At 64.1% G+C, this 18932-nt stretch carries 17 protein-coding genes and 2 tRNA genes; 11 read left to right on the top strand and 8 right to left on the bottom strand.

Going from position 1 to position 18932, the window contains the following annotated elements; translation table 11 throughout:
- The first annotated feature begins 67 nt into the window (after positions 1 to 67).
- Genes I6L39_RS00440 through I6L39_RS00430 form a run of 3 tightly spaced genes read left to right on the top strand, consistent with a single transcriptional unit; the run spans position 68 to position 3249 of the window.
- Positions 68 to 910, top strand: coding sequence for a MoxR family ATPase (locus tag I6L39_RS00440; RefSeq protein WP_216990715.1), 843 nt, complete (start codon positions 68 to 70; stop codon positions 908 to 910).
- Positions 911 to 2074: a VWA domain-containing protein gene (locus tag I6L39_RS00435; RefSeq protein WP_216990714.1), complete on the top strand. Its 1164-nt coding sequence runs from the start codon at positions 911 to 913 to the stop codon at positions 2072 to 2074.
- 53 nt (positions 2075 to 2127) lie between these two features.
- Positions 2128 to 3249, top strand: a complete 1122-nt coding sequence (locus tag I6L39_RS00430; RefSeq protein ID WP_042075048.1) for a beta-ketoacyl-ACP synthase III — start codon at positions 2128 to 2130, stop codon at positions 3247 to 3249.
- Positions 3250 to 3303: 54 nt separating this feature from the next.
- On the opposite strand, the gene tsaA is transcribed toward I6L39_RS00430, so the two are convergent.
- The gene (tsaA, locus tag I6L39_RS00425) at positions 3304 to 4008 is read right to left on the bottom strand and encodes a tRNA (N6-threonylcarbamoyladenosine(37)-N6)-methyltransferase TrmO (RefSeq protein ID WP_216990713.1); all 705 of its coding nucleotides are present in this window, start codon (positions 4006 to 4008) and stop codon (positions 3304 to 3306) included.
- Positions 4009 to 4240: 232 nt separating this feature from the next.
- On the opposite strand from tsaA, the gene I6L39_RS00420 reads away from it, so the two are divergent.
- On the top strand, positions 4241 to 5251 hold the full coding sequence (locus tag I6L39_RS00420; protein ID WP_216990712.1) for an NAD-dependent epimerase/dehydratase family protein: 1011 nt from the start codon (positions 4241 to 4243) through the stop codon (positions 5249 to 5251).
- Positions 5252 to 5297: 46 nt separating this feature from the next.
- On the opposite strand, the gene I6L39_RS00415 is transcribed toward I6L39_RS00420, so the two are convergent.
- The 4 genes from I6L39_RS00415 to cydD all read right to left on the bottom strand — a co-directional run bounded on the left by I6L39_RS00415 (position 5298) and on the right by cydD (position 9783).
- On the bottom strand, positions 5298 to 5684 hold the full coding sequence (locus I6L39_RS00415; RefSeq protein ID WP_216990711.1) for a DUF488 domain-containing protein: 387 nt from the start codon (positions 5682 to 5684) through the stop codon (positions 5298 to 5300).
- Between the two features lie 5 nt (positions 5685 to 5689).
- Positions 5690 to 6061 carry an Rcs stress response system protein RcsF gene (gene rcsF, locus I6L39_RS00410; protein WP_216990710.1) on the bottom strand — a complete coding sequence of 124 codons (372 nt, stop codon included), beginning with the start codon at positions 6059 to 6061 and terminating at the stop codon, positions 5690 to 5692.
- A gap of 202 nt (positions 6062 to 6263) precedes the next feature.
- On the bottom strand, positions 6264 to 8009 hold the full coding sequence (gene cydC, locus I6L39_RS00405) for a cysteine/glutathione ABC transporter ATP-binding protein/permease CydC (protein WP_216990709.1): 1746 nt from the start codon (positions 8007 to 8009) through the stop codon (positions 6264 to 6266).
- Positions 8002 to 9783 (bottom strand): cysteine/glutathione ABC transporter permease/ATP-binding protein CydD, encoded by a 1782-nt coding sequence (gene cydD, locus I6L39_RS00400; protein ID WP_216990708.1) that lies wholly within the window; start codon positions 9781 to 9783, stop codon positions 8002 to 8004. The genes cydC and cydD overlap by 8 nt, the downstream gene beginning before the upstream one ends.
- Before the next feature lie 201 nt (positions 9784 to 9984).
- Here cydD and I6L39_RS00395 point away from each other — a divergent pair.
- Positions 9985 to 10058: transfer RNA gene (locus tag I6L39_RS00395), tRNA-Gly, on the top strand.
- A gap of 91 nt (positions 10059 to 10149) precedes the next feature.
- Positions 10150 to 10224, top strand: a tRNA-Gly gene (locus tag I6L39_RS00390).
- A gap of 126 nt (positions 10225 to 10350) precedes the next feature.
- Here I6L39_RS00390 and arcA read toward each other — a convergent pair.
- The gene (gene arcA, locus I6L39_RS00385) at positions 10351 to 11070 is read right to left on the bottom strand and encodes a two-component system response regulator ArcA (protein WP_010673581.1); all 720 of its coding nucleotides are present in this window, start codon (positions 11068 to 11070) and stop codon (positions 10351 to 10353) included.
- Positions 11071 to 11455: 385 nt separating this feature from the next.
- Between arcA and I6L39_RS00380 the strand changes: the two genes are divergently transcribed.
- Complete coding sequence (locus tag I6L39_RS00380; RefSeq protein WP_216990707.1) at positions 11456 to 11866, top strand: DUF3293 domain-containing protein; 411 nt, start codon at positions 11456 to 11458, stop codon at positions 11864 to 11866.
- 105 nt (positions 11867 to 11971) lie between these two features.
- Positions 11972 to 12451, top strand: coding sequence for a putative 4-hydroxy-4-methyl-2-oxoglutarate aldolase (locus tag I6L39_RS00375; protein WP_216990706.1), 480 nt, complete (start codon positions 11972 to 11974; stop codon positions 12449 to 12451).
- Between the two features lie 4 nt (positions 12452 to 12455).
- Here I6L39_RS00375 and I6L39_RS00370 read toward each other — a convergent pair whose 3' ends face one another.
- Positions 12456 to 12932 (bottom strand): hypothetical protein, encoded by a 477-nt coding sequence (locus I6L39_RS00370; RefSeq protein WP_042077708.1) that lies wholly within the window; start codon positions 12930 to 12932, stop codon positions 12456 to 12458.
- A gap of 166 nt (positions 12933 to 13098) precedes the next feature.
- Here I6L39_RS00370 and I6L39_RS00365 point away from each other — a divergent pair, with 166 nt between their 5' ends.
- Entirely contained in the window at positions 13099 to 13488 is a 390-nt protein-coding gene (locus I6L39_RS00365) for an META domain-containing protein (RefSeq protein ID WP_042077709.1), read from the top strand.
- Positions 13489 to 13594: 106 nt separating this feature from the next.
- Here the strand turns inward: I6L39_RS00365 and aceK are convergent, their stop codons facing one another.
- A complete protein-coding gene (aceK, locus tag I6L39_RS00360) occupies positions 13595 to 15322 on the bottom strand; it encodes a bifunctional isocitrate dehydrogenase kinase/phosphatase (protein ID WP_216990705.1) in 1728 nt (575 codons plus the stop codon).
- Between the two features lie 194 nt (positions 15323 to 15516).
- On the opposite strand from aceK, the gene I6L39_RS00355 reads away from it, so the two are divergent.
- Positions 15517 to 16209 (top strand): tRNA/rRNA methyltransferase, encoded by a 693-nt coding sequence (locus I6L39_RS00355; RefSeq protein ID WP_216990704.1) that lies wholly within the window; start codon positions 15517 to 15519, stop codon positions 16207 to 16209.
- A 263-nt stretch (positions 16210 to 16472) separates the two neighbouring features.
- Positions 16473 to 18932 carry a bifunctional aspartate kinase/homoserine dehydrogenase I gene (gene thrA, locus I6L39_RS00350; protein WP_216990703.1) on the top strand — a complete coding sequence of 820 codons (2460 nt, stop codon included), beginning with the start codon at positions 16473 to 16475 and terminating at the stop codon, positions 18930 to 18932.

Here is an 18932-nt window from a genome sequence, read left to right as displayed (position 1 = left end):
CATATAGAACTTATTCTCTCTTGCCGAGGGGCCACCCGCTTCTTTGGCAACCAAAGGAATGGATCTCATGGGATTTGCAGGAAGCGACCGCTATCTCGCATCAAAGTCACTGAGTATGGCCGTCAACGCCGCCATCGTGCTGGAGAAGCCGCTGCTCATCAAGGGTGAGCCCGGTACCGGCAAGACGGTGCTGGCGGAGGCGGTGGCCGACTCTCTCGGTGCCGAGCTCATCAGCTGGCACATCAAGTCCACCACCAAGGCCCAGCAGGGGCTCTACGAATACGATGCGGTGGCCCGTCTGCGGGACTCCCAGCTCGGCGATCCGCGGGTGGGGGAGATCAACCACTACATCCGCCGGGGCAAGCTGTGGCAGGCCTTCGCCGCCGAGCGGCGACCCGTGCTCCTCATCGACGAGATCGACAAGGCCGACATCGAGTTTCCCAACGATCTGCTGCTGGAGCTGGATCGCATGGAGTTCGACGTCTACGAGACCGGCGAGCGGGTCAGGGCGCGCCAGCGCCCCGTGGTCATCATCACCTCCAACAACGAGAAGGAGCTGCCGGACGCCTTCCTGCGCCGCTGCTTCTTCCACTACATCCGCTTCCCCGACAAGGCCGAGATGCAGGCCATCGTCAAGCTCCACTACCCCGATCTCAAGGAGCGGCTGCTCGGCGAGGCGATGGAGCTCTTCTTCGAGCTGCGGGCCGTCGAGGGGCTGCGCAAGAAACCCTCCACCTCAGAGCTGCTGGACTGGATCCGCCTGCTCCTGGCCGACGACATCGCTCCCGAGGCGCTGCGCAACCGGGAGCCGGGCAAGCTGGTGCCCGCCCTCTACGGCGCCCTGCTCAAGACGGAGCAAGACTTGCATCTCTTTGAGAAGCTCGCCTTCCTGGCGCGACGCGGCGGCTGAATGCTGATCGACTTCTTCCTCCACCTGCGCCGCCACCAGCTGCCCTGCAGCCTGCGCGAGTTGCTGGATCTCCATGGGGCCCTGGCGGCCGGACTCGCCAGCGTGGACATGGACGACTTCTACCGCTTGTCCCGCTGCCTGCTGGTGAAGGACGAGGCTCACCTCGATCGCTTCGATCGCGCCTTCGCCGAGTATTACGAGGGGCTGGAGGTCATTCCCCTGCTGCCCGAAACTCTGCCGGACGACTGGCTACGCCAGGAGTTCGAGCGGCTGCTGAGTCCGGAGGAGAGAGCCTTGCTCAGATCTCTGGGCGGTCTCGACAAGCTGCTGGAGACCCTCAACCAGCGCCTGTGCGAGCAAAAGGAACGTCACGCCGGCGGCAACAAGTGGGTGGGCACCGGGGGCAGCAGTCCCTTCGGCCATGGCGGTTATCACCCCGAGGGGATCCGGATGGGGGGAGAGGGCCGGCATGGCAGGGCGACCAAGGTGTGGGAGGCGCGCCACTATCGCAACTTCAGTGACGAGAGCGTCCTCGGCCAGCGCGCCATCCAGCTCGCCCTGCGCAAGCTCAGGCGCTGGGTTCGCAAGGGCAGCCCCTCGGAGCTGGATCTTGACGACACCATCCAAAGCTCGGCCCGCCAGGGCTGGCTCGATGTGAAGCTGAGGCCAGAGCGCCACAACGGCGTCAAGCTGTTGGTGTTCTTCGACGTGGGAGGCTCCATGGATGCCCACGTGGCCGAGGTGCAGCGGCTCTTCTCGGCCCTGCGCCACGAGTTCAAACACCTGGTGTTCTTCTACTTCCACAACTGCCTCTACGACTTCGTCTGGCAGGACAACGCCCGCCGTTTCGAGGAGCGTTTCGACACCCTGCGGCTGCTGCGCACCTACGGCAGCGACTACAGGGTGATTTTTGTGGGGGATGCGAAGATGGGACCCTATGAAATTACCTGGCCCGGCGGCAGCGTGGAGCACTGGAACGAGGAGCCCGGTCAGGTGTGGCTGGCGCGCCTGCAACAGCACTTCCCCAGGCTGGTGTGGATCAATCCGCTGCCCAGGCAGGAGTGGCTCTGGCACCCCTCCATCAAGCTGATGAATGACGTGATCGGCGGGCGCATGCACCCGCTGACCCTGGCGGGTCTCGCCGGTGCGATCGATCGGCTGTGACCCTCTGACCCTAAAAACAGACAAGCCGGGATTGCACCCGGCCAGGAGCAAAGATGACCCCTATCGTAATCAGTGGCTCGGGCCTCTATACCCCGTCCCATGCCGTCAGCAACGAAGAGCTGGTGGCCGCCTTCAACCAGTATGTGGATCTCTACAACGAAGAGAACGCCTCCGCCATCGATGCGGGCCAGCTCGATGCCAAACAGCATTCGAGCTGCGAGTTCATCGAGAAGGCCTCCGGCATCAAGAGTCGCTATCTGGTGAGCAAGGAGGGGGTGCTGGATCCCGACATCATGCAGCCGCTCATGGCGGAGAGGCCCGACGATCAGCCCTCCATCATGGTGGAGATGGCGGTCGCCGCCGCCGAGCAGGCGCTGATCGCCGCCGGCCGCGAGCCGGGGGAGATCGATCTGGTGATAGTGGCGGCTTCCAACATGCCGCGCCCCTATCCGGCGCTCTCCATCGAGCTGCAACACTACCTGGGGGCGGGCGGCATGGCGTTCGACATGAACGTGGCCTGCTCCTCCGCCACCTTCGGCATCAAGACGGCGGCGGACATGCTGGCGGCGGGCACGGCGAAGCTGGCGCTGGTGGTGAACCCGGAGATCTGCTCGGGGCACCTCAACTTTAGAGATAGAGATAGCCACTTTATCTTCGGTGACGCCTGCACCGCCGTACTGCTGGAGCGGGCAGAAGATTGCAAGGTCGCGGCCCCCTGGCAGCTGGTGGCGAGCAAGCTGGTGACCCAGTACTCCAACAACATCCGCAACAACTTCGGCTTCCTGAACCGCTTCAGCCCCCGCACCCGCTACGGGGACGACAAGCTGTTCCGCCAGCAGGGGCGCAAGGTGTTCAAGGAGGTGCTGCCCCTAGTGTGCGATCAGATTGCCGCCCAGCTCGAAGAGCAGGGCTGGGCGGCGGATGACTTGAGCCGGCTCTGGCTCCATCAGGCCAACCTCACCATGAACCAGTTCATCGGGCGCAAGCTGCTGGGCCACGATGCCAGCCAGCAGGAGGCGCCGGTCATCCTCGACCGCTACGGCAACACCAGCTCGGCGGGCTCCATCATCGCCTTCCACCTGTTCAACCAGGACTTGCCGAGCGGGGCCCGCGGGGTGCTCTGCTCCTTCGGCGCCGGCTACTCCATCGGCAGCCTGCTGCTGCAACGGCGCTGATGCACAAAAAAGCCACCCCTTGGGTGGCTTTTTCATGTTGCCTCAACGACTTATTCAAACGGGTTCGATGGCCAAGACCAGGCATTCCGGTTCTTTTATCTGAAAACGCACGTTCACATCGAACAGCCTGACGCCGTACTCCTTGTCGTCCGGCTTGCCCTGCTTGTAGGCGGGGCGGGGATCCTGGGCCAGCACTTCGCTCACCAGCTGGCGCAGCTCGGGGTGGCGCCTGAGCCAGGGGGCGAGCTGTTGCTCGGCTTGTGCACTGAAGCTCACCGACAGCGGCGGGGTGGGGGCCTGTGGGGCGAAGCCGCCGCGGGCATCCGGCAGGCTGTCGGCATAGGGGACATAGGGCTTGATGTCGACGACGGGGGTGCCATCAAGCAAGTCCACGGCGCCGAGTTCGAGCCACAGCTTGCCGCGCTCGCGGCCGACCCCGTGCAGCTCGACCACGGAGAGGCCGAGGGGGTTGGGGCGGAAGGTGGAGCGGGTGGCGAAGACCCCGACCCGTTCGTTGCCGCCGAGGCGCGGCGGACGCACCGTCGGGTGCCAGCCCTGCGCCATGGTCTGGTGAAACACGAAGCTGAGCCAGAGGTGGGAAAACTGCTCGATGCCGCGCAGCGCGTCCGGCTGATCGTAGGGGGGCTGCAGCTCGAGGCGGGCGCGGGCCGATTTGACCAGGCCGGGCTGGCGCGGGATGGCGAACTTCTCCTTGTAGGGAGAGCGGATGATACCCAGGGTGTCGATTTCGAACTTCATGGCGGATCCTGACTGAAAACCCCGGCAATGTAGCACAGCAGGCCCCAAAACGCAGGCGTGCCCTGCGGGCTGCCGGTTCCATCTGCCGTGATCCCGCTCCCATCCCGGCCGCCCGAGGGCTGTATCACGCCGCCAACTTGCGTAGGGTGGGCGCTGGAAGCGCGCACGCTGGGCGGGCAAGCAAAACGGGCGTGGCATCGGCAGCGGGCCGCGCCGTGAAGGAGAGACAGGGATGAAACTGCTGATTATCGGCGGCACCGGGTTTTTGGGCCACCACCTCACCTCGCTGGCCCTGGACTGGGGTCACGAGGTGACACTGTTCAATCGCGGCCACCGCCAGCACCCGGACTGGCGCGAGCTGGCGTCACTGCAAGGGGACAGGGATAACGATCTCGGCGCGCTGCGCGGCGAGGGGCTGCACTGGGATCTCGCCATCGACACCTGCTGCTACCGACCCGAGCAGGCGGCGAGCCTCTCCACCGCCCTGGTGGGGCGCTGCGAGCGCCTCATCTTCATCTCCACCATCAGCGTCTATCGCGACTTCGCCCGTCCCGGGATGGACGAGTCGGCGCCGCTGCACGAAGTGGACCCCGACGGGTCAGCCACCGGCTACGGTCCGCTCAAGGTATTGTGTGAGGCCGAGTATCGGGCCCGCTGGGGGGAGCGGCTCTGTATACTGCGCCCCGGCGTGCTGTGCGGCCCCTTCGATCCCACAGGTCGCCTGGCCTGGTGGGTGAGGCGGGTGCAGCAAGGGGGGCCCTGGCTGCTGCCGGGGGAGGGGCAGGACAGGCTGCAATACCTGGATGTGCGCGACTGCGCCGAGTTCGTGCTGCGGGCCGCCGAGCAGCGGCTGGAAGGCTGCTACAACCTGATCAAGCCAGGCATCCCCCTGGCGGACTGGGTGGAGCGCCTCGCCGCCCGGCTGGTGCCGGCGACGGCACTGCAACCCCAGTGGCGGCCCTGGGCCGCCCTGATAAAGGCGGGAGTGGAGCCCTGGCAGAGCTATCCCACCCTGCTGCCGAACGAGCAGCCAGAGTATGCGGGCTATGGCCGCATCAGCGCCGAGGCCGCCATCGTCCACGGGCTGAACTTCCGCCCCCTGGAGGAGACGGTGGCCGATCTGGTGGAGTGGCTGGCCGGCAACCCCCGGGGGCCACAGGCGGGCATGACGACCGCCGAGGAGCAGGCCCTGTGGCAGCGGTGTGACTCCACGCGCTCATCCGGCGCGTGTCGGCAGGAATAAGAAGAGGGCACCCCGGGGTGCCCTCTGTCGTTGTCGGCTCTGGCGTTCAGCGCAGGAGCGCGCCGCAGTCGGTCAGCAACGTCCTGAGCACGCTGCGATGGCAGCGTGCCTCCTGCTCGCAGTAGCAGCCCACCGACAGGTTGGTGGTGTGGGAGAGGGCGGCCAGCAGGGCGAGATCGTGTTTTGCCGCCGGGCTCGCCATCTCGGCTTTGTACTGCTTGCAGAAGGCGGCCCACTGGGCGGGCGTTTCGGCACCCTGGCCGAGCTTCATGGTCTCGGGGCTGGGGGCCAGGTTGGGGAACCAGACGTCGTACCAATCCTGGCTGGCGAACTCCGCCTTGGGAACGCCGCGAGGGGGGCGGCGCACGGTGCCGATACGCAGCCCCTCGTCCTCGAGGCGCGGGCTGCCGAGGCGGACGATGGCGAGGGCCATCTCCCTTACTTCTCTTCGGCCACTTTCAGCGCCTGGCCGTAGCAGATCACCTGTTTCAGGCAGCCCGGCACGTCGCTGAACTCGGCGCACTTGTCGAAGCTGACGCCGTTGCCTCCCATGTCCGCCACGCGGCGGCGGGCCAGGGTGCGGGCTTCGCCTGCATTGGGCACCGCCTGGTTGGCATCGCTCTGGCAGGATTCCCCCTCGACGGTGCCGAGGTAGAGGTAGTTGAGGTCCGCGAGCTCGCTCTGCTCGTAGATGCGGACGCTGCCCGGCTTGAAGTATTCGTCGAAGTTTTCCTTGTCCAGATTGCTGTTGAAGGAGAAGTCGGCGCAACCGGAGGCGATGAGGGGCAGCAATAGAATCAGGCGTTTCATGTCGATGTCTTGTTGAACGGTGAGAGGGGCATTATAGGGGCCAGTCGCTGCCTGCGACCAGCCCCATTTTTGGCCAGGTGGGAAGGGTGTGACGGGGATCAGGCAGAAGCGAGCACGCTGGTGCAGGCGCCGGTAGTTGTCGTCGGTGAGCAGGGTCTCTGGATGAGAGAGGGGCGCCCCGGCGCCCCTCGTGTGACTGCGATCAGGCCGGAGCCAGCCGTTGGTGCAGGCTGCGGTAATAGTCGTCTGCGAGCAGCGTCTGGTGCGGGGCGCACAGGCGGATCCGCCCCTCTTCCATCAGGGCGACCCTGTCCATCCGCTCCAGCCCCAGCAGGCGGTGGGAGATGAGCAGCAGGGTTCGGTCGGCCCCCAGGGTCAGCAGCAGATCCATGATCTCCCGCTCGGTCTGGCTGTCGAGGCCTTCGGTCGGCTCGTCCAGCAGCCAGAGCGGGGCGTCGTGGAGCAGGGCGCGGGCGATGCCGATGCGGCGCCGCTCCCCGCCGGAGAGCGGGCGGCCGCCGTCTCCGAGCCAGGCGTCCAGCCCGGTTTCGGTGTGCTCTTCGTCATCGGCCAGCAGGCTGGCGAGTCCCACCTGGGTGAGCACCTCTGCCAGCCGCTCGTCGCTGGCAGAGGGCGCGGCCAGCCTGAGGTTGCCGCGCAGGGTATCGGCAAACAGGTGCACCCGCTGGCTCACCACGGAGCAGGAGGCGCGCAGCGCCTCTTCGCTGTAGCCGGTGAGCGGCTTGCCATCGAGCAGGATCTCGCCGGACTGCGCCGTCCACTCCCGGGTCAGCAGCCCCATCAGGGTGGACTTGCCGCAGCCAGTCTGCCCCAGCAGCGCCAGCCTCTCGCCGGCATGCAGTTGCAGGGTGCAGCCCTGCAGCACGGGGGCGTCCTGCTCCGGATAGGTGAAGTGGATATCCCGTATCTGCAAGGCGCCCGTGCCGGCAGGCGTCTGCCCCTCTCCCCACGCTGGCGCCTGGGCCTCCTGCAGGATCTCGTTGAGGCGGCGGGCCGAGGTGAGGCTGGTGGAGAGGTGCTGGAAGGCCCCCGCCAGCGGCAGCAGCGCCTCGAAGCTCGCCAGAGTGGCGAACACCATGAGCGCCGTGACGGGGTCCGGCGTGCTGCCGCCGACCCCGTGGCCGGCCAGCCACAGCATCAGGGTCAGGGTCCAGCCGCTCAGCAACTGCACCGAGAAGCCGGCCAGACCGCTGACCCTGGCCATGCGGGCCTGGGCCTGGATCAGGGCCTGCTCCGCCTGCTGCAGCTCGGCGAGCGCCGTGGGAGCGGCGGCGAACATCTGCAGCTCGGCGTGGCCGTCCAGGTAGTCCACCAACCGGGTGCGCATGGCGGATTTCTCGGCGATGAGCCGGCGGCCCGGCGCGCGCCCGGCGAAATAGAAGGCCAGGGGCAGGGCCAGCATGCCGAAGAGCAGGATGGCCCCCAGGGTCAGAGCCAGGCGGCTGTCGAAGAAGGAGAGGAAGAACACCAGCCCGGCACAGCTCAGCAGCGCCGCCCCTATGGGGGTGATGAGGCGCAGGTAGACGTGATCCATGGCATCGATGTCGGCCACCAGGCGGTTGAGCAGATCCGCCTGGCGAAAACCGGCCAGGGAGCCGGGGGAGAGGGGGGAGAGCCTGTCCCAGAACCAGACCCGCAGCCGGGTCAGCACCCGGAAGGTGGCGTCGTGGCTCACCACCCGCTCGCCCCAGCGGCTGGCGGTGCGCACTATGGAGAAGAAGCGCACCCCGCCGGCCGGGGTCATGTAGTTGAAGGTGTCGCGGGTGGCGACGGCCAGCCCGGCCACCGCGGCGGCGGAGAGGAACCAGCCCGAGAGGGAGAGCAGCCCCATGCCGGCCACCAGGGTGACCAGGGCCAGCAGCAGACCCAGCGACAGGCTGAGCCAGTGCTGGCGGTAGAGACGCAGGAACGGCAACAGATCACGCATCGAGAGAGTCTCCGTTATCTTGGGACCTGTGTTGCGACAGGAGGCGGGCGAAGGGGCCGCTGGCCTCGCAAAGCCGCGCAAAGGAGCCCTGCTCCACCAGCAAGCCGCGCTCCAGCACCAGGATGTTGTCCATCTGGCTGAGCTGATCCAGGCGGTGGGTGATCATCAGCAGGGTCTGGCCCGAGCTCGCCTGCTCCAGCGTGCCCATGATGGCGCGCTCGGAGTGGCGATCCAGGCTGGCGGTGGGTTCGTCCAGCACCATCAGCTCGGTGTGCCTGAGCAGGGTGCGGGCCAGGGCGATGCGCTGGGCCTGGCCGACGGAGAGACCGCCCGCCTGATCCCCGACCCGATAGTCCAGCCCTTTTTCGCTGACAAACTCCCAGGCCTGGGCGCGCCTCAGCACCGCCTCCAGCTCGGCGTCGCTGGCCGCAGGTCTGGCCAGCAGCAGGTTGTCCCGCAAGGAGGCGTGGAACAGCTGCGGGTTCTGGGAGAGCCAGCCGAGCCGTTGGCGCCACTGGCTCATGTCCAGCTCGGCGAGCTCCTGGCCGTTGACCTTGAGCGAACCGCGATAGGGGGCAAAGCCGAGCAGGGCATTGACCAGGGAGCTCTTGCCCGCGCCACTGATGCCGACCAGGGCTGTGCGGGTGCCGGCTTCAAGGGTGAAGTCGAGGGGACCGACCAGCACCTTGCCCTCGGCGCTCAGCACCTCCAGGGAGCAGGCTTCGACCCTGATGGGGCCCTCCGCCTGGAAGGGTACCGCCCCCGAGGCGGGCTCGCTGACCTCGGCCTCCAGAAATTCCAGCAGCTGTTCGGCGGCGCCGATGGCCTGCGCCTTGGCGTGGTAGTGGGCACCCAGCTCCCGCAGCGGGGCATAGAACTCGGGGGCGAGGAAGAGCACGAACAGGCCGGTAAAGAGCGTGACCTTGACGCCATAGCTGCCGAAGTTGAGGTGATCTATGTAGGAGAAGCCGAAGTAGACGGCCACCAGGGCCACCGCGATGGCGGCGAAAAACTCCAGCACGGCGGTGCTGAGGAAGGCGAGGCGCAGCACCTCCATGGTGCGTTCACGAAAATCTTCCGACGCATCGCGAATGGCCTCCCCCTCCGCCCGGGTGCGCATGAAGAGCTGCAGGGTGCGCAGCCCCTTGAGGCGATCGAGGAAGTGACCGGAGAGCCGTGCCAGCGACTGGAAGTTTCGGCGGTTGGCATCGGCGGCGCCTACCCCCACCAGGATCATGAAGAGCGGGATGAGGGGCGCTGTGCCGAGCAGGATCAGGCCCGCCGCCCAGTTGACCGGGAACACGGACACCAGGATCACCAGGGGAATGAAGACGGCTATGGCCATCTGGGGTAGATAGCGGGAGAAGAAGTCCTGCATCTCTTCGATCTGTTCCAGCAGCAGGCTGGCCCAGCTGCCGGCGGGGCGGCGCTGGATATAGGCAGGCCCGAGGCGGCCGAGGCGGGTGAGCACCAGCTGGCGGATGGCCTGGCGCACCGCACTGCCCGCCTTGAAGCTCGCCACCTCGCGGCCATAGGCCAGGGCGGCCTTGGTCAGGGTCACCAGCAGCAGGCTGACGAAGAGGGGAATGGAGTGCTCCGGGGTGGCGCCCTCGATGATGAAACCGTGGAGCAGGGTCGCCAGCAGCCAGGCCTGCATCACCATCAGCACACCCTGGCCCAGTCCGAGGGCGATGGAAAACCCGATCCAGCGCCGGCCATGGCCCGATTGCCTGCGTAACCAGCCATAGAGATGTTTCTGCCTGTTCTTGTCCATTCACCGCCTCCTCAAACGAGTGGCGCAAGACTATCGTCGCCCCCACGGCTTGGCAACCTTGCCGATCCGGGAGTGTGGAGCCCATTGTTTGAAAAAGCAGCTTCATGCTCAATAGTTGGTCGAACAGCTTGATTTATGGCAAAAAATGCGAATCCGGTGATTGCGCTCCGCGGCAAAATGCATATAGTAGAGGCCACTGACGCGGGTGTAGTTCAATGGTAGAACGGCAGCTTCCCAAGCTGCATACGTGGGTTCGATTCCCATCACCCGCTCCACATTCCAGATAACGGCAGATGCCGTTGTCACCTCGGCCAAATAGCTCTCTGTCATGGGATTTCCCGTCAGACCAGCAGGTTTTGATGCCTAGCGGGCATCGTATAATGGCTATTACCTCAGCCTTCCAAGCTGATGATGCGGGTTCGATTCCCGCTGCCCGCTCCAGCGTTCATGCAACAAGCCCACTCAATCGAGTGGGCTTTTTGTTTTGGCCTTCTTTGCGCCCGCACTGTGCTGGCGACCGGAAAACAAAAAAGGCGCCAACAGGCGCCTCTCTCATCACTGGCAGGGTTATTCCTGCTCCAGCTCGCCACAGAAGCGGTAGCCTTCGCCATGGATGGTGGCGATGATCTCCGGGGTGTCGCCCACGCTCTCGAAGTGCTTGCGAATGCGGCGGATGGTCACATCCACGGTGCGGTCGTGAGGCTTGAGCTCGCGGCCCGTCATCTTCTTGAGCAGCTCGGCACGGGTCTGGATCTGGCCCGGGTTTTCGCAGAAGTGCAGCATGGCACGGAATTCGGAACGGGGCAGCTTGAACATGTCGCCCGCCGGGCTGACCAGGGCGCGGCTGTTGATGTCCAGGGCCCAGCCGTTGAACAGGTAACGCTCCACCAGTTTCTTCTCTTCGCCACCGGCGGCCACGTTCATGGTGCGGCTCAGCAGGTTGCGGGCACGTATGGTCAGCTCACGGGGGTTGAACGGCTTGGTGATGTAGTCATCGGCGCCGATCTCCAGCCCCAGGATCTTGTCCACCTCGTTGTCGCGACCGGTCAGGAACATCAGGGCGATGTTGTCATCCTCACGCAGCTCGCGTGCCAGCAGCAGGCCGTTCTTGCCCGGCAGGTTGATGTCCATGATCACCAGATTGATGGTGTGGCTGGTCAGGGCCTGGTGCATCTCGTCGCCATTGTTGGCTTCCAGCACTATGTAGCCTTCGGCCTCGAAGATGCTCTTGAGGGTGTTGCGGGTGACCAGCTCGTCTTCGACGATCAGAATATGTGGTGTTTGCATGAGTATTCCCAGATTCTTATCAGTTAATTATCGAAATTTTAACACTCTTTGGCGTTATCCGACCGGTCCTGAAAATTTATTACGTCATCCTGGGTATGAAAATCAGGTCGAATCATCGCGAATTTGGTATCTACGCTGGCCAGCATCCCTGTGCCGCACATAGGCTCTCAACAAGTCTGATCGAGAGGAGCCCGGAGAGGTAGTCCATTACAAAAGTTGCTGCATTTTATCAGTTAACAGGCGCATAACAACACTCTTTGCCGTCAGATAGCAACTTTTTAACTCAGGTTTGATATAAGTCAATCCCCGAGTTCGCTGCATCATACTTGGGCTGGCCCGCTTTTTCGCCCTTAATAAATGTAATGGGATGTAACATGTGGTTGACATGACTTTGTGGGAAAACTACAGAAATGTGTGCTTTATCGCCCCCTTCGCTCCGCCCGCCTGGCCTACCTATGCCATCGTCACGGCCTGGAACCCGGCCAGCCAGTGGGTGGGGGAGCGTCGCAATACCCGCCGCCAGCGCGCCCTGATGCGTCTCCTCGGCGAGCAGAGCGTCATGGGGCCGGTATGGGGGGGCGATGCGGACGAGTGCTGGCAGGAGGACTCCCTGTTGTTGCCGATCGCGCAGGAAGAGGCCATCCGGCTGGCCGCCCGCTTCGGACAGAATGCCCTCTACTGGGTGGCTGAAGGGGAGCTCTGGCTGGTTCCCGTTCTGCTGGGTGGCGAGCCTTGCCATCTGGGGAGTCTGGCTTCCCGCTGGCGGCTCAGGTCGCCTGCCTCCGGGCAGACATAGCGCCACCCCGCCATCCGGGCAGGGCTCCCCGTCGGTGGATTGTCAGCCCCCCGACATGATGAAAGAATGAGCGGACACATTTCACTCCATGGAAGGATGATGATCATGCTGGACCTGCTGCCCGACCTTTGCGATGAACATGGCGATACCCTGCAGGTGGCCGACCCCCTGTTCCACGACTATGGCGGCAAGTCGCTGTTTTACGGCGAGGCCGTGACCCTCTCCTGCTTCGAGGACAACAGCCTGGTGCGGGAGCTGGTGAATCGGCCCGGTCAGGGCAAGGTGATGGTCATCGACGGGGGCGGTTCCCTGCGCCGCGCCCTGCTTGGGGATCAATTGGCCATCAAGGCGGTGGAGCAGGGGTGGGAAGGGATCCTGATCAACGGGGCCGTACGGGATGTGGGCACCCTGGCCAGCCTGGCGCTGGGGGTCAAGGCGCTGGCTCCCTGCCCGGTCAAGACCGAGAAACGGGGCCTGGGCGAGCTGGATGCCGTGGTCTCCTTTGCCGGCGTGACCATAGCTCCCGGCGATTATGTGTACGCCGATCTCAACGGCGTGCTGGTGAGTGGTGCTCGGCTCCTCTGAGAGCTCAGAAGTTGAAGCCCACCCCCAGGGTGAGGAAGTGTTCTGTGCTGAAGGCGCTGAGGCCGTAGTTGGCGGTGATGGCCAGTTGCGGCGTCACCAGCAGGCTGCTGTTGAGCTCCACGAGGGTGCTGGCCTTGCTCACCTCCAGCTGCTTGAGCTGGCTGCCGATGTTCAGGGAGGGGGAGAGGCGGTAGCGCACCCCCGAGCTGATATTGAACCCGGTCTGATCGCTGCGGGGGCCGATGGCGGGCCCGGCCTCCATGTAGAGGCTGAGGTCATCCTCGACCGGATACTGGTAGCCGGTGTTGATGAGCCAGAGGTCGAAGTGGTCGCCCGGATGGGCCTGGTTGCCGAGCAGGACGCCGGAATAGCTTTTGACGTAGAGCTGGCTGTCGGCGTCGTTCTTGAGGAAATCCCAATCGGCGGCCTGGGCCGAAAAGGCGAGGCCGGCTGCGAGTGCGATGACGAGAGATTTGACCATTCGTTTCCCCTCCCTGGGTCCGGAACAGGACTACAAGCATGGCACATGCCAGCAGGGAGTAAAGGGAACCCCGATCACAATAAAAGAGTTTTGATGGGCGCCACAGTCGTGGTACACAGGCCCCTCACTCAGTGTCTTCACGACAATCTCCATCACGAGGTGAACCATGAACAAGAAACTGATCCTGCTGGCCGCACTGGCCCTGGGAGGCTGCGCCATGACCACGGGGTCCACACTGGCACAGTTGCAGGCATCGACCTGGCAGTTGCAGGGGGCGAGCGGCGATACCTTTACCCTGCAGGTCGCCGGCGACAAGGTGGCGGGCAAGGGCGGCTGCAACCGCTACTTTGGCGGCATCACAGAGCAGGGTGACGGCGTCTTGACGCTGGGTCCTATGGGTGCGACGCGCATGATGTGCATGGGGGATCTGGCCGGCAAGGAGATGGAGTACCTGAAGTCCCTGGAGAAGGTAGCCAGCTTCCAGATCAGCGGCAACCAGCTGGTGCTCAAGGATGCCGGCAAGGCGACCCTGCTGACCTTCGACGCCGTGAAATAGGCCCGGTGTCGTCAGACTCTGTCGCAGCCTGACACCGGCGCGACGGTGTCAGAAAGAATGTACAAAAGGGACGCCACGGCGCCCCTTTTTGCTGCTTCAGCCGGGGTCATCCCCCCCGCTGGAAACGAAAGCGCTTCTTGCGCCGGTAGGGATAGACGTCCTCGAATACCCCCTCCCTGATGTTGCTCTGCAGCCGTTTCCAGTAGTTGGCATCGAACAACTCCTTGTGCAACTGCATCATGATTGCCCGCACCTGGGGCTTTTGCAGCAGGAAGGTGGCGAACTCCTCGGGGAAGATGTCGTTCGGTGCCACCGAATACCAGGGCTCGGCGCTCCACTCGTCCTCGGGGTAGCGCGGTGGCGGGATCTGGCGGAAGTTGCACTCCGTCATGTAGCAGATCTCGTCGTAGTCGTAGAAGACCACCCGGCCGTGGCGGGTGACCCCGAAGTTCTTGAACAGCATGTCGCCGGGGAAGATGTTGGCCGCCGCGAGCTGGCGGATGGCGTTGCCGTACTCCTCCAGGGCGAGCCGGGTCTGCTGCTCGTCCGCCTGATCCAGATAGAGGTTCAGCGGGATCATCTTGCGCTCGGTATAGAGGTGTTTTATCACCAGCTTGTCGGCCGTGATGGTGAGCGCCGAGGGGGCCACCGCCTTGAGCTCGGCCAAGAGCTCGGGGGAGATGCGGTCCAGCGGAAACTCGAAGTTGGTGAACTCCTGGGTATCGGCCATGCGGCCCACTCTATCGTGCTGCTTCACCAGCCGGTACTTCTCCTTCACCTGCTCGTGACTCACCTCCTTGGGAGGGGTGAACTCGTCCTTGATCACCTTGAACACCACGTCGTAGGAGGGGAGGGTGAACACGCTCATCACCATGCCCTTGATGCCCGGCGCGATGACGAACTGCTCCCGGCTCTGGGCCAGGTGCTGCTGGTAGTGGCGATAGAGCTCGGTCTTGCCGTGCTTCTGGCAGCCGATGGCGTTGTAGATCTCGTAGTCCGGCTTGCGGGGCATGATCTGGCGCAGAAAGGCGACGAAGAGCGCCGGCACCGGGGCATAGACCATGAAGTAGGCGCGGGCGAAGCCGAACACGATGGAGGCGAGCTCGGGCTCGAAGATGACGGTGTCCACATAGATGCTCTGGCCCGTGCTGAGCAGGGGCAGGATGAAGGGATACACCTCCCCCTTCACCCGGATGAGCCCCACCAGATAGGCCCCCTTGTTGCGGTAGAACACCTCTTTGAGCAACTCGATGGCGAACGGCTCCTCGTGCAATATGGCCGGGCCGCTCTCCGCCAGATGGCGGTGGATGTCCATGATGTCCCGCTGCTTGTCTTCATAGGGGAGGGTGAAGCTGTAATCCCCGAGCAGCTGGCTCAGGGTCTGGGGCAGGTGGGCAAGATCGGTGCGATAGATGCGCAGCAGGGCGCTCAGGTCCGGCTTGTCACCCCGGCTCACGAAGGGGTGGATATAGAGGTTCTCGTCGCGGATGTTGCGATGGCGGAAGATGCGACGATAGACGGAGTTGAAGAAGGACTCCGCCACCTCGAAGTTCTCGCAGCGGGGCAGCAGATCGCTGAAGGCCCCCTTCACCTGCTTGAGCAGGGCCTGGGTCGGCAGCTGCTCCCCCATCATCTGCTTGATCTGGGCCGTGGTGGCGCCGACGTGGTGATCATAGAGGCGGATGCGCTCGCGCCCGGCGAGCTGCACCCCCAGCCAGTCGCTGTTCTCGAAGCGGCTCTTGCTGCCCTGGGTTATCTCGAGAAAGCGGCTGTAAAACGACTCGAAGCGTTGCAGGATCGTCTCGGCGACGGCCTGCTCCAATGGCTGCTGCATCTCTCTCTTCCTTGTGATCTGACGGGCCCATGGCGTCTGTGCCAGGCGAAAAGGGGGTCGCCCCCGGGCCACTATGGCAACATCCAAACGTCTGTTCAAGTGGCAATCTGCGGGGATAAACGGTAGATTGCGCCCCTGTTTTACCGGCGTTTCGCAGCCGTTCGCGGCGTCGGTCCCATCCAGGAGAGAACCCGATGAAACTCTATTTTGTGCTGGTGTCCCCCGCCCGCGCCGCCAATGTGGGGGCTGCCGCCCGCGCCATGAAAACCATGGGCTTCGATGCCATGCGGCTGGTGGGGAGCCGGGTGCACGAAGAGGAGGAGGCGAGCTGGGTGGCCCATGGGGCCCAGGAGATCCTGACCCAGGCACAGGCCTTCGACACCCTGGAAGAGGCCCTGGCCGACATGGATCTGGTGGTGGCCACCACGGCCCGCCAGCGCGGCCGCTACCAGCACTACCTCACCCCGGCCGAGATCCGCGACCAGATCCGCGCCAAGCCGTCGCTCGGCAAGGTCGCCATCGTGTTTGGCTGCGAGGAGTCCGGGCTCTCCAACGAGCAGCTTGCCCAGGTGGATCTCATCAGCTATTTGCCCCTCAAGGTGAGCTATCCGTCCCTGAACCTGGGTCAGGCGATCATGTTGTACGCCTATGAGTTGAGCCAGTTGCTGGATGAACCCGAGGCCGTAGCAGAAAATTTTGATAATGCCGGGCAGGTACGCGTGCTGAAATCAAAAACAGCAGAATTGCTTGGTGAACTCGGAGTTTTGCAGGATGAAAAACTGCATCAATGGGTGATGGACCGAGTGCCCATGCTGCCGCAGCGGGATCTGAACATGCTGCATCTGCTCTGCAAAGACCTGGCCCGCAAGTTTGGCCGGGAGGTTTAGGTTGACAGCCCCTCGCCAGGCGCGGTATTGCTAAAAGCCAGCTTCGTTCAAGAGTGTTCGTCATGCAGCTATTCACCAACGTCATCACCACCACCATTATTACCGGTACCACCACAGGTGGCACTGGGGCCGGTTGATGCGCTGACGAACAAGCACAGAAATCTGAAAAGGCCCGTACCCACCCAGTACGGGCCTTTTTGTTGGGTTCATTTCAGGCCGTTTTCAGACCAATTTGTCTGCAGAAAAGACAGGGAGAGTAAGCGATGAGAGTGTTGAAGTTTGGCGGGTCGTCACTGGCCGATGCAGAGCGTTTCCTACGGGTAGCCGATATCGCGGTCAATACCCACGGCCAATCCCAGGTTGCCCTGGTGCTGTCGGCACCGGCCAAGGTGACCAACCACCTGGTCGCCCTGGTGGAGCAGACCAGCCGCGGCATGGACGCAAGCGCTACCCTGTTCGAGATCAACGGCATCTTCTCCCGCCTGCTGGCGGGCCTCAAGGCAGCCTACCCGGCGCTGGATGACAAGGCGCTGCAAAGCCGCCTCACCGCCGAGCTGGATCAGGTGGAGCGGCTGATGCAGGGCATCCGTCTGCTGGGGCAGTGCCCGGACAACGTCCAGGCCCGCATCCTGAGCCGGGGCGAGAACCTCTCCATCGCCTTCATGCACGAGCTGCTGCGGGTGCGTGGCCTCGAGCTGGATCTCATCGTGCCGGAGCAACTGCTGGTGACCGACGGCGGCTACCTCGAAGCCCACGTGGATATCGAAGCCTCCCGCCTGCGCTTCGCCGCCAAAGGGCTGCGTAGCGATTGTCTCTACCTGATGCCGGGCTTCACCGGTGGCAGCGACAAGGGCGAAACCGTGCTGCTGGGCCGCAACGGTTCGGACTACAGCGCAGCCGTCTTGGCCGCCTGCGTCGATGCCGAGTGTTGCGAGATCTGGACCGACGTGGAGGGCTGCTACAACTGCGACCCGCGCCTGGTGCCGGATGCCTACCTGCTCAAAACCCTCTCCTATAAAGAGGCGATGGAGCTCTCCTACTTCGGTGCCAAGGTGCTGCACCCCAAGACCATAGCCCCCGTGGCCCAGTTCCACATACCCTGCCTCATCAAGAACAGCTTCAACCCCCAGGGGCCGGGCACCCTGATCGGCCCCGAGAGCGGCGACGATGACCTGAAAGTGAAGGCTATCTCCGATTTGTCCGGCATGTGCATGTTCAACGTCTCCGGCCCCGGCATGAAGGGGATGGTGGGCATGGCCGGTCGCATCTTCTCCGCCGTCTCCCGCGCCGGGGTCAGTATCGTGCTGATCACCCAGTCATCCTCCGAGTACAGCGTCAGCTTCTGTATCCACAGCTACGACAGCGAGAAGACCCGCAAGGTGCTGGAGCGCGAGTTCGAGCTGGAATTCAAGAACCAGTTGCTGGATCCGCTCGAGATCATGACCGATCTCGCCATCATCTCCCTGATCGGTGACGGCATGCGCACCAGCAAGGGGATGGCGGCGCGCTTCTTCACCTCCCTGGCCCAGGCGTCCATCAACATCGTCGCCATCGCGCAGGGGTCGAGCGAGCGCTCCATCTCCGCCGTGGTGCGGGATCGCAAGGTGGCCGAAGCCATCAAGGCCTGCCACCAGAACTTCTTCGGCAGCCAGCAGTTCATCGATCTCTTCGTGGTCGGTGTGGGCGGCGTCGGTGCGGCCCTGGTGGATCAGATTGCCCGCCAGCAGCCGGTCTTGGCCGAGCAGGGCACCGGCCTTCGGGTAGTCGGCATCGCCAACAGCCGCCAGATGGCGGTCAACAAGGATGGCCTCAACCTCGCCAACTGGCGCGAGCAGCTGGTGGAGGCCCGTGACAGCTTCAGCCTGGAGGCGGTGAAGAAGCTGGTGGAAGAGAGCCACCTCATCAACCCGGTGATCGTCGACTGCACCTCGAGCGAAGCCGTGGCCGTCCAGTACGCCGACTTCCTGGCGGCCGGCTTCCACGTGGTCACTCCGAACAAGAAAGCCAACACAGGGTCGCTCGATTACTACAAGGCGCTGCGCCGCACCGCCCGCCAGACCCGTCGCAAGTTCCTGTATGAGACCAACGTGGGCGCGGGCCTGCCGGTCATCGAGAACCTGCAGAACCTCATCAAGGCCGGCGACAAGCTGCGCGCCTTCGACGGCATCCTGTCCGGGTCGCTCTCCTTTATCTTCGGCAAGCTGGACGAGGGCATGGCCTTCTCCGAAGCCACCAAAATTGCCCGAGGCAACGGCTTCACCGAGCCGGATCCCCGCGACGATCTCAACGGCATGGACGTGGCCCGCAAGCTCTTGATCCTGGCTCGCGAGGCCGGCATGGCGCTGGAGCTCTCCGATGTAGAGGTGGAGCAGGCATTGCCGCCGGGCTTTGACGTGAGCGGTGACGTGGAAGCCTTCATGGCCCGTTTGCCGGAGGCCGATGGCTGGTTCCGCGATCAGTTCGCGGCGGCCCAGCGTGAAGGCAAGGTGCTGCGTTACGTGGGCTCCATCGAGGGTGGCAAGTGCAAGGTGGCCATCAAGGCGGTGGGTGGCGACGAGCCCCTGTTCAAGGTGAAAGACGGGGAGAACGCGCTCGCCTTCTTCTCCACCTATTACCAGCCCATCCCCCTGGTACTGCGCGGCTATGGCGCAGGGACCGAAGTGACCGCCGCCGGCGTCTTCGCCGACGTGCTGCGCACCCAGAACTGGAAGCAGGAGCTGTAA

This window comes from Aeromonas sp. FDAARGOS 1409, assembly GCF_019048705.1.
GTDB classification, from domain to species: domain Bacteria; phylum Pseudomonadota; class Gammaproteobacteria; order Enterobacterales; family Aeromonadaceae; genus Aeromonas; species Aeromonas sanarellii.
The sequence above is the reverse complement of the archived record's forward strand: the minus strand, read 5'-3'. Positions and strand labels throughout refer to the sequence as shown.

Excerpts from the sequence above, each read along its gene's own strand:
- arcA (WP_010673581.1), bottom strand. The coding sequence starts at position 11,070 with ATGCAAACACCACATATTCTGATCGTCGAAGACGAGCTGGTCACCCGC.
- I6L39_RS00415 (WP_216990711.1), bottom strand. The coding sequence starts at position 5,684 with ATGGCCCTCGCCATCGTCCGCCTCGGCAGCCCGCGCCTCGAGGACGAG.
- I6L39_RS00375 (WP_216990706.1), top strand. The coding sequence starts at position 11,972 with ATGCTGGACCTGCTGCCCGACCTTTGCGATGAACATGGCGATACCCTG.
- cydC (WP_216990709.1), bottom strand. The coding sequence starts at position 8,009 with ATGCGTGATCTGTTGCCGTTCCTGCGTCTCTACCGCCAGCACTGGCTC.
- tsaA (WP_216990713.1), bottom strand. The coding sequence starts at position 4,008 with ATGAAGTTCGAAATCGACACCCTGGGTATCATCCGCTCTCCCTACAAG.
- aceK (WP_216990705.1), bottom strand. The coding sequence starts at position 15,322 with ATGCAGCAGCCATTGGAGCAGGCCGTCGCCGAGACGATCCTGCAACGC.
- I6L39_RS00380 (WP_216990707.1), top strand. The coding sequence starts at position 11,456 with ATGACTTTGTGGGAAAACTACAGAAATGTGTGCTTTATCGCCCCCTTC.
- I6L39_RS00440 (WP_216990715.1), top strand. The coding sequence starts at position 68 with ATGGGATTTGCAGGAAGCGACCGCTATCTCGCATCAAAGTCACTGAGT.
- thrA (WP_216990703.1), top strand. The coding sequence starts at position 16,473 with ATGAGAGTGTTGAAGTTTGGCGGGTCGTCACTGGCCGATGCAGAGCGT.
- I6L39_RS00420 (WP_216990712.1), top strand. The coding sequence starts at position 4,241 with ATGAAACTGCTGATTATCGGCGGCACCGGGTTTTTGGGCCACCACCTC.
- cydD (WP_216990708.1), bottom strand. The coding sequence starts at position 9,783 with ATGGACAAGAACAGGCAGAAACATCTCTATGGCTGGTTACGCAGGCAA.
- I6L39_RS00430 (WP_042075048.1), top strand. The coding sequence starts at position 2,128 with ATGACCCCTATCGTAATCAGTGGCTCGGGCCTCTATACCCCGTCCCAT.
- I6L39_RS00355 (WP_216990704.1), top strand. The coding sequence starts at position 15,517 with ATGAAACTCTATTTTGTGCTGGTGTCCCCCGCCCGCGCCGCCAATGTG.
- I6L39_RS00370 (WP_042077708.1), bottom strand. The coding sequence starts at position 12,932 with ATGGTCAAATCTCTCGTCATCGCACTCGCAGCCGGCCTCGCCTTTTCG.
- rcsF (WP_216990710.1), bottom strand. The coding sequence starts at position 6,061 with ATGAAACGCCTGATTCTATTGCTGCCCCTCATCGCCTCCGGTTGCGCC.
- I6L39_RS00365 (WP_042077709.1), top strand. The coding sequence starts at position 13,099 with ATGAACAAGAAACTGATCCTGCTGGCCGCACTGGCCCTGGGAGGCTGC.
- I6L39_RS00435 (WP_216990714.1), top strand. The coding sequence starts at position 911 with ATGCTGATCGACTTCTTCCTCCACCTGCGCCGCCACCAGCTGCCCTGC.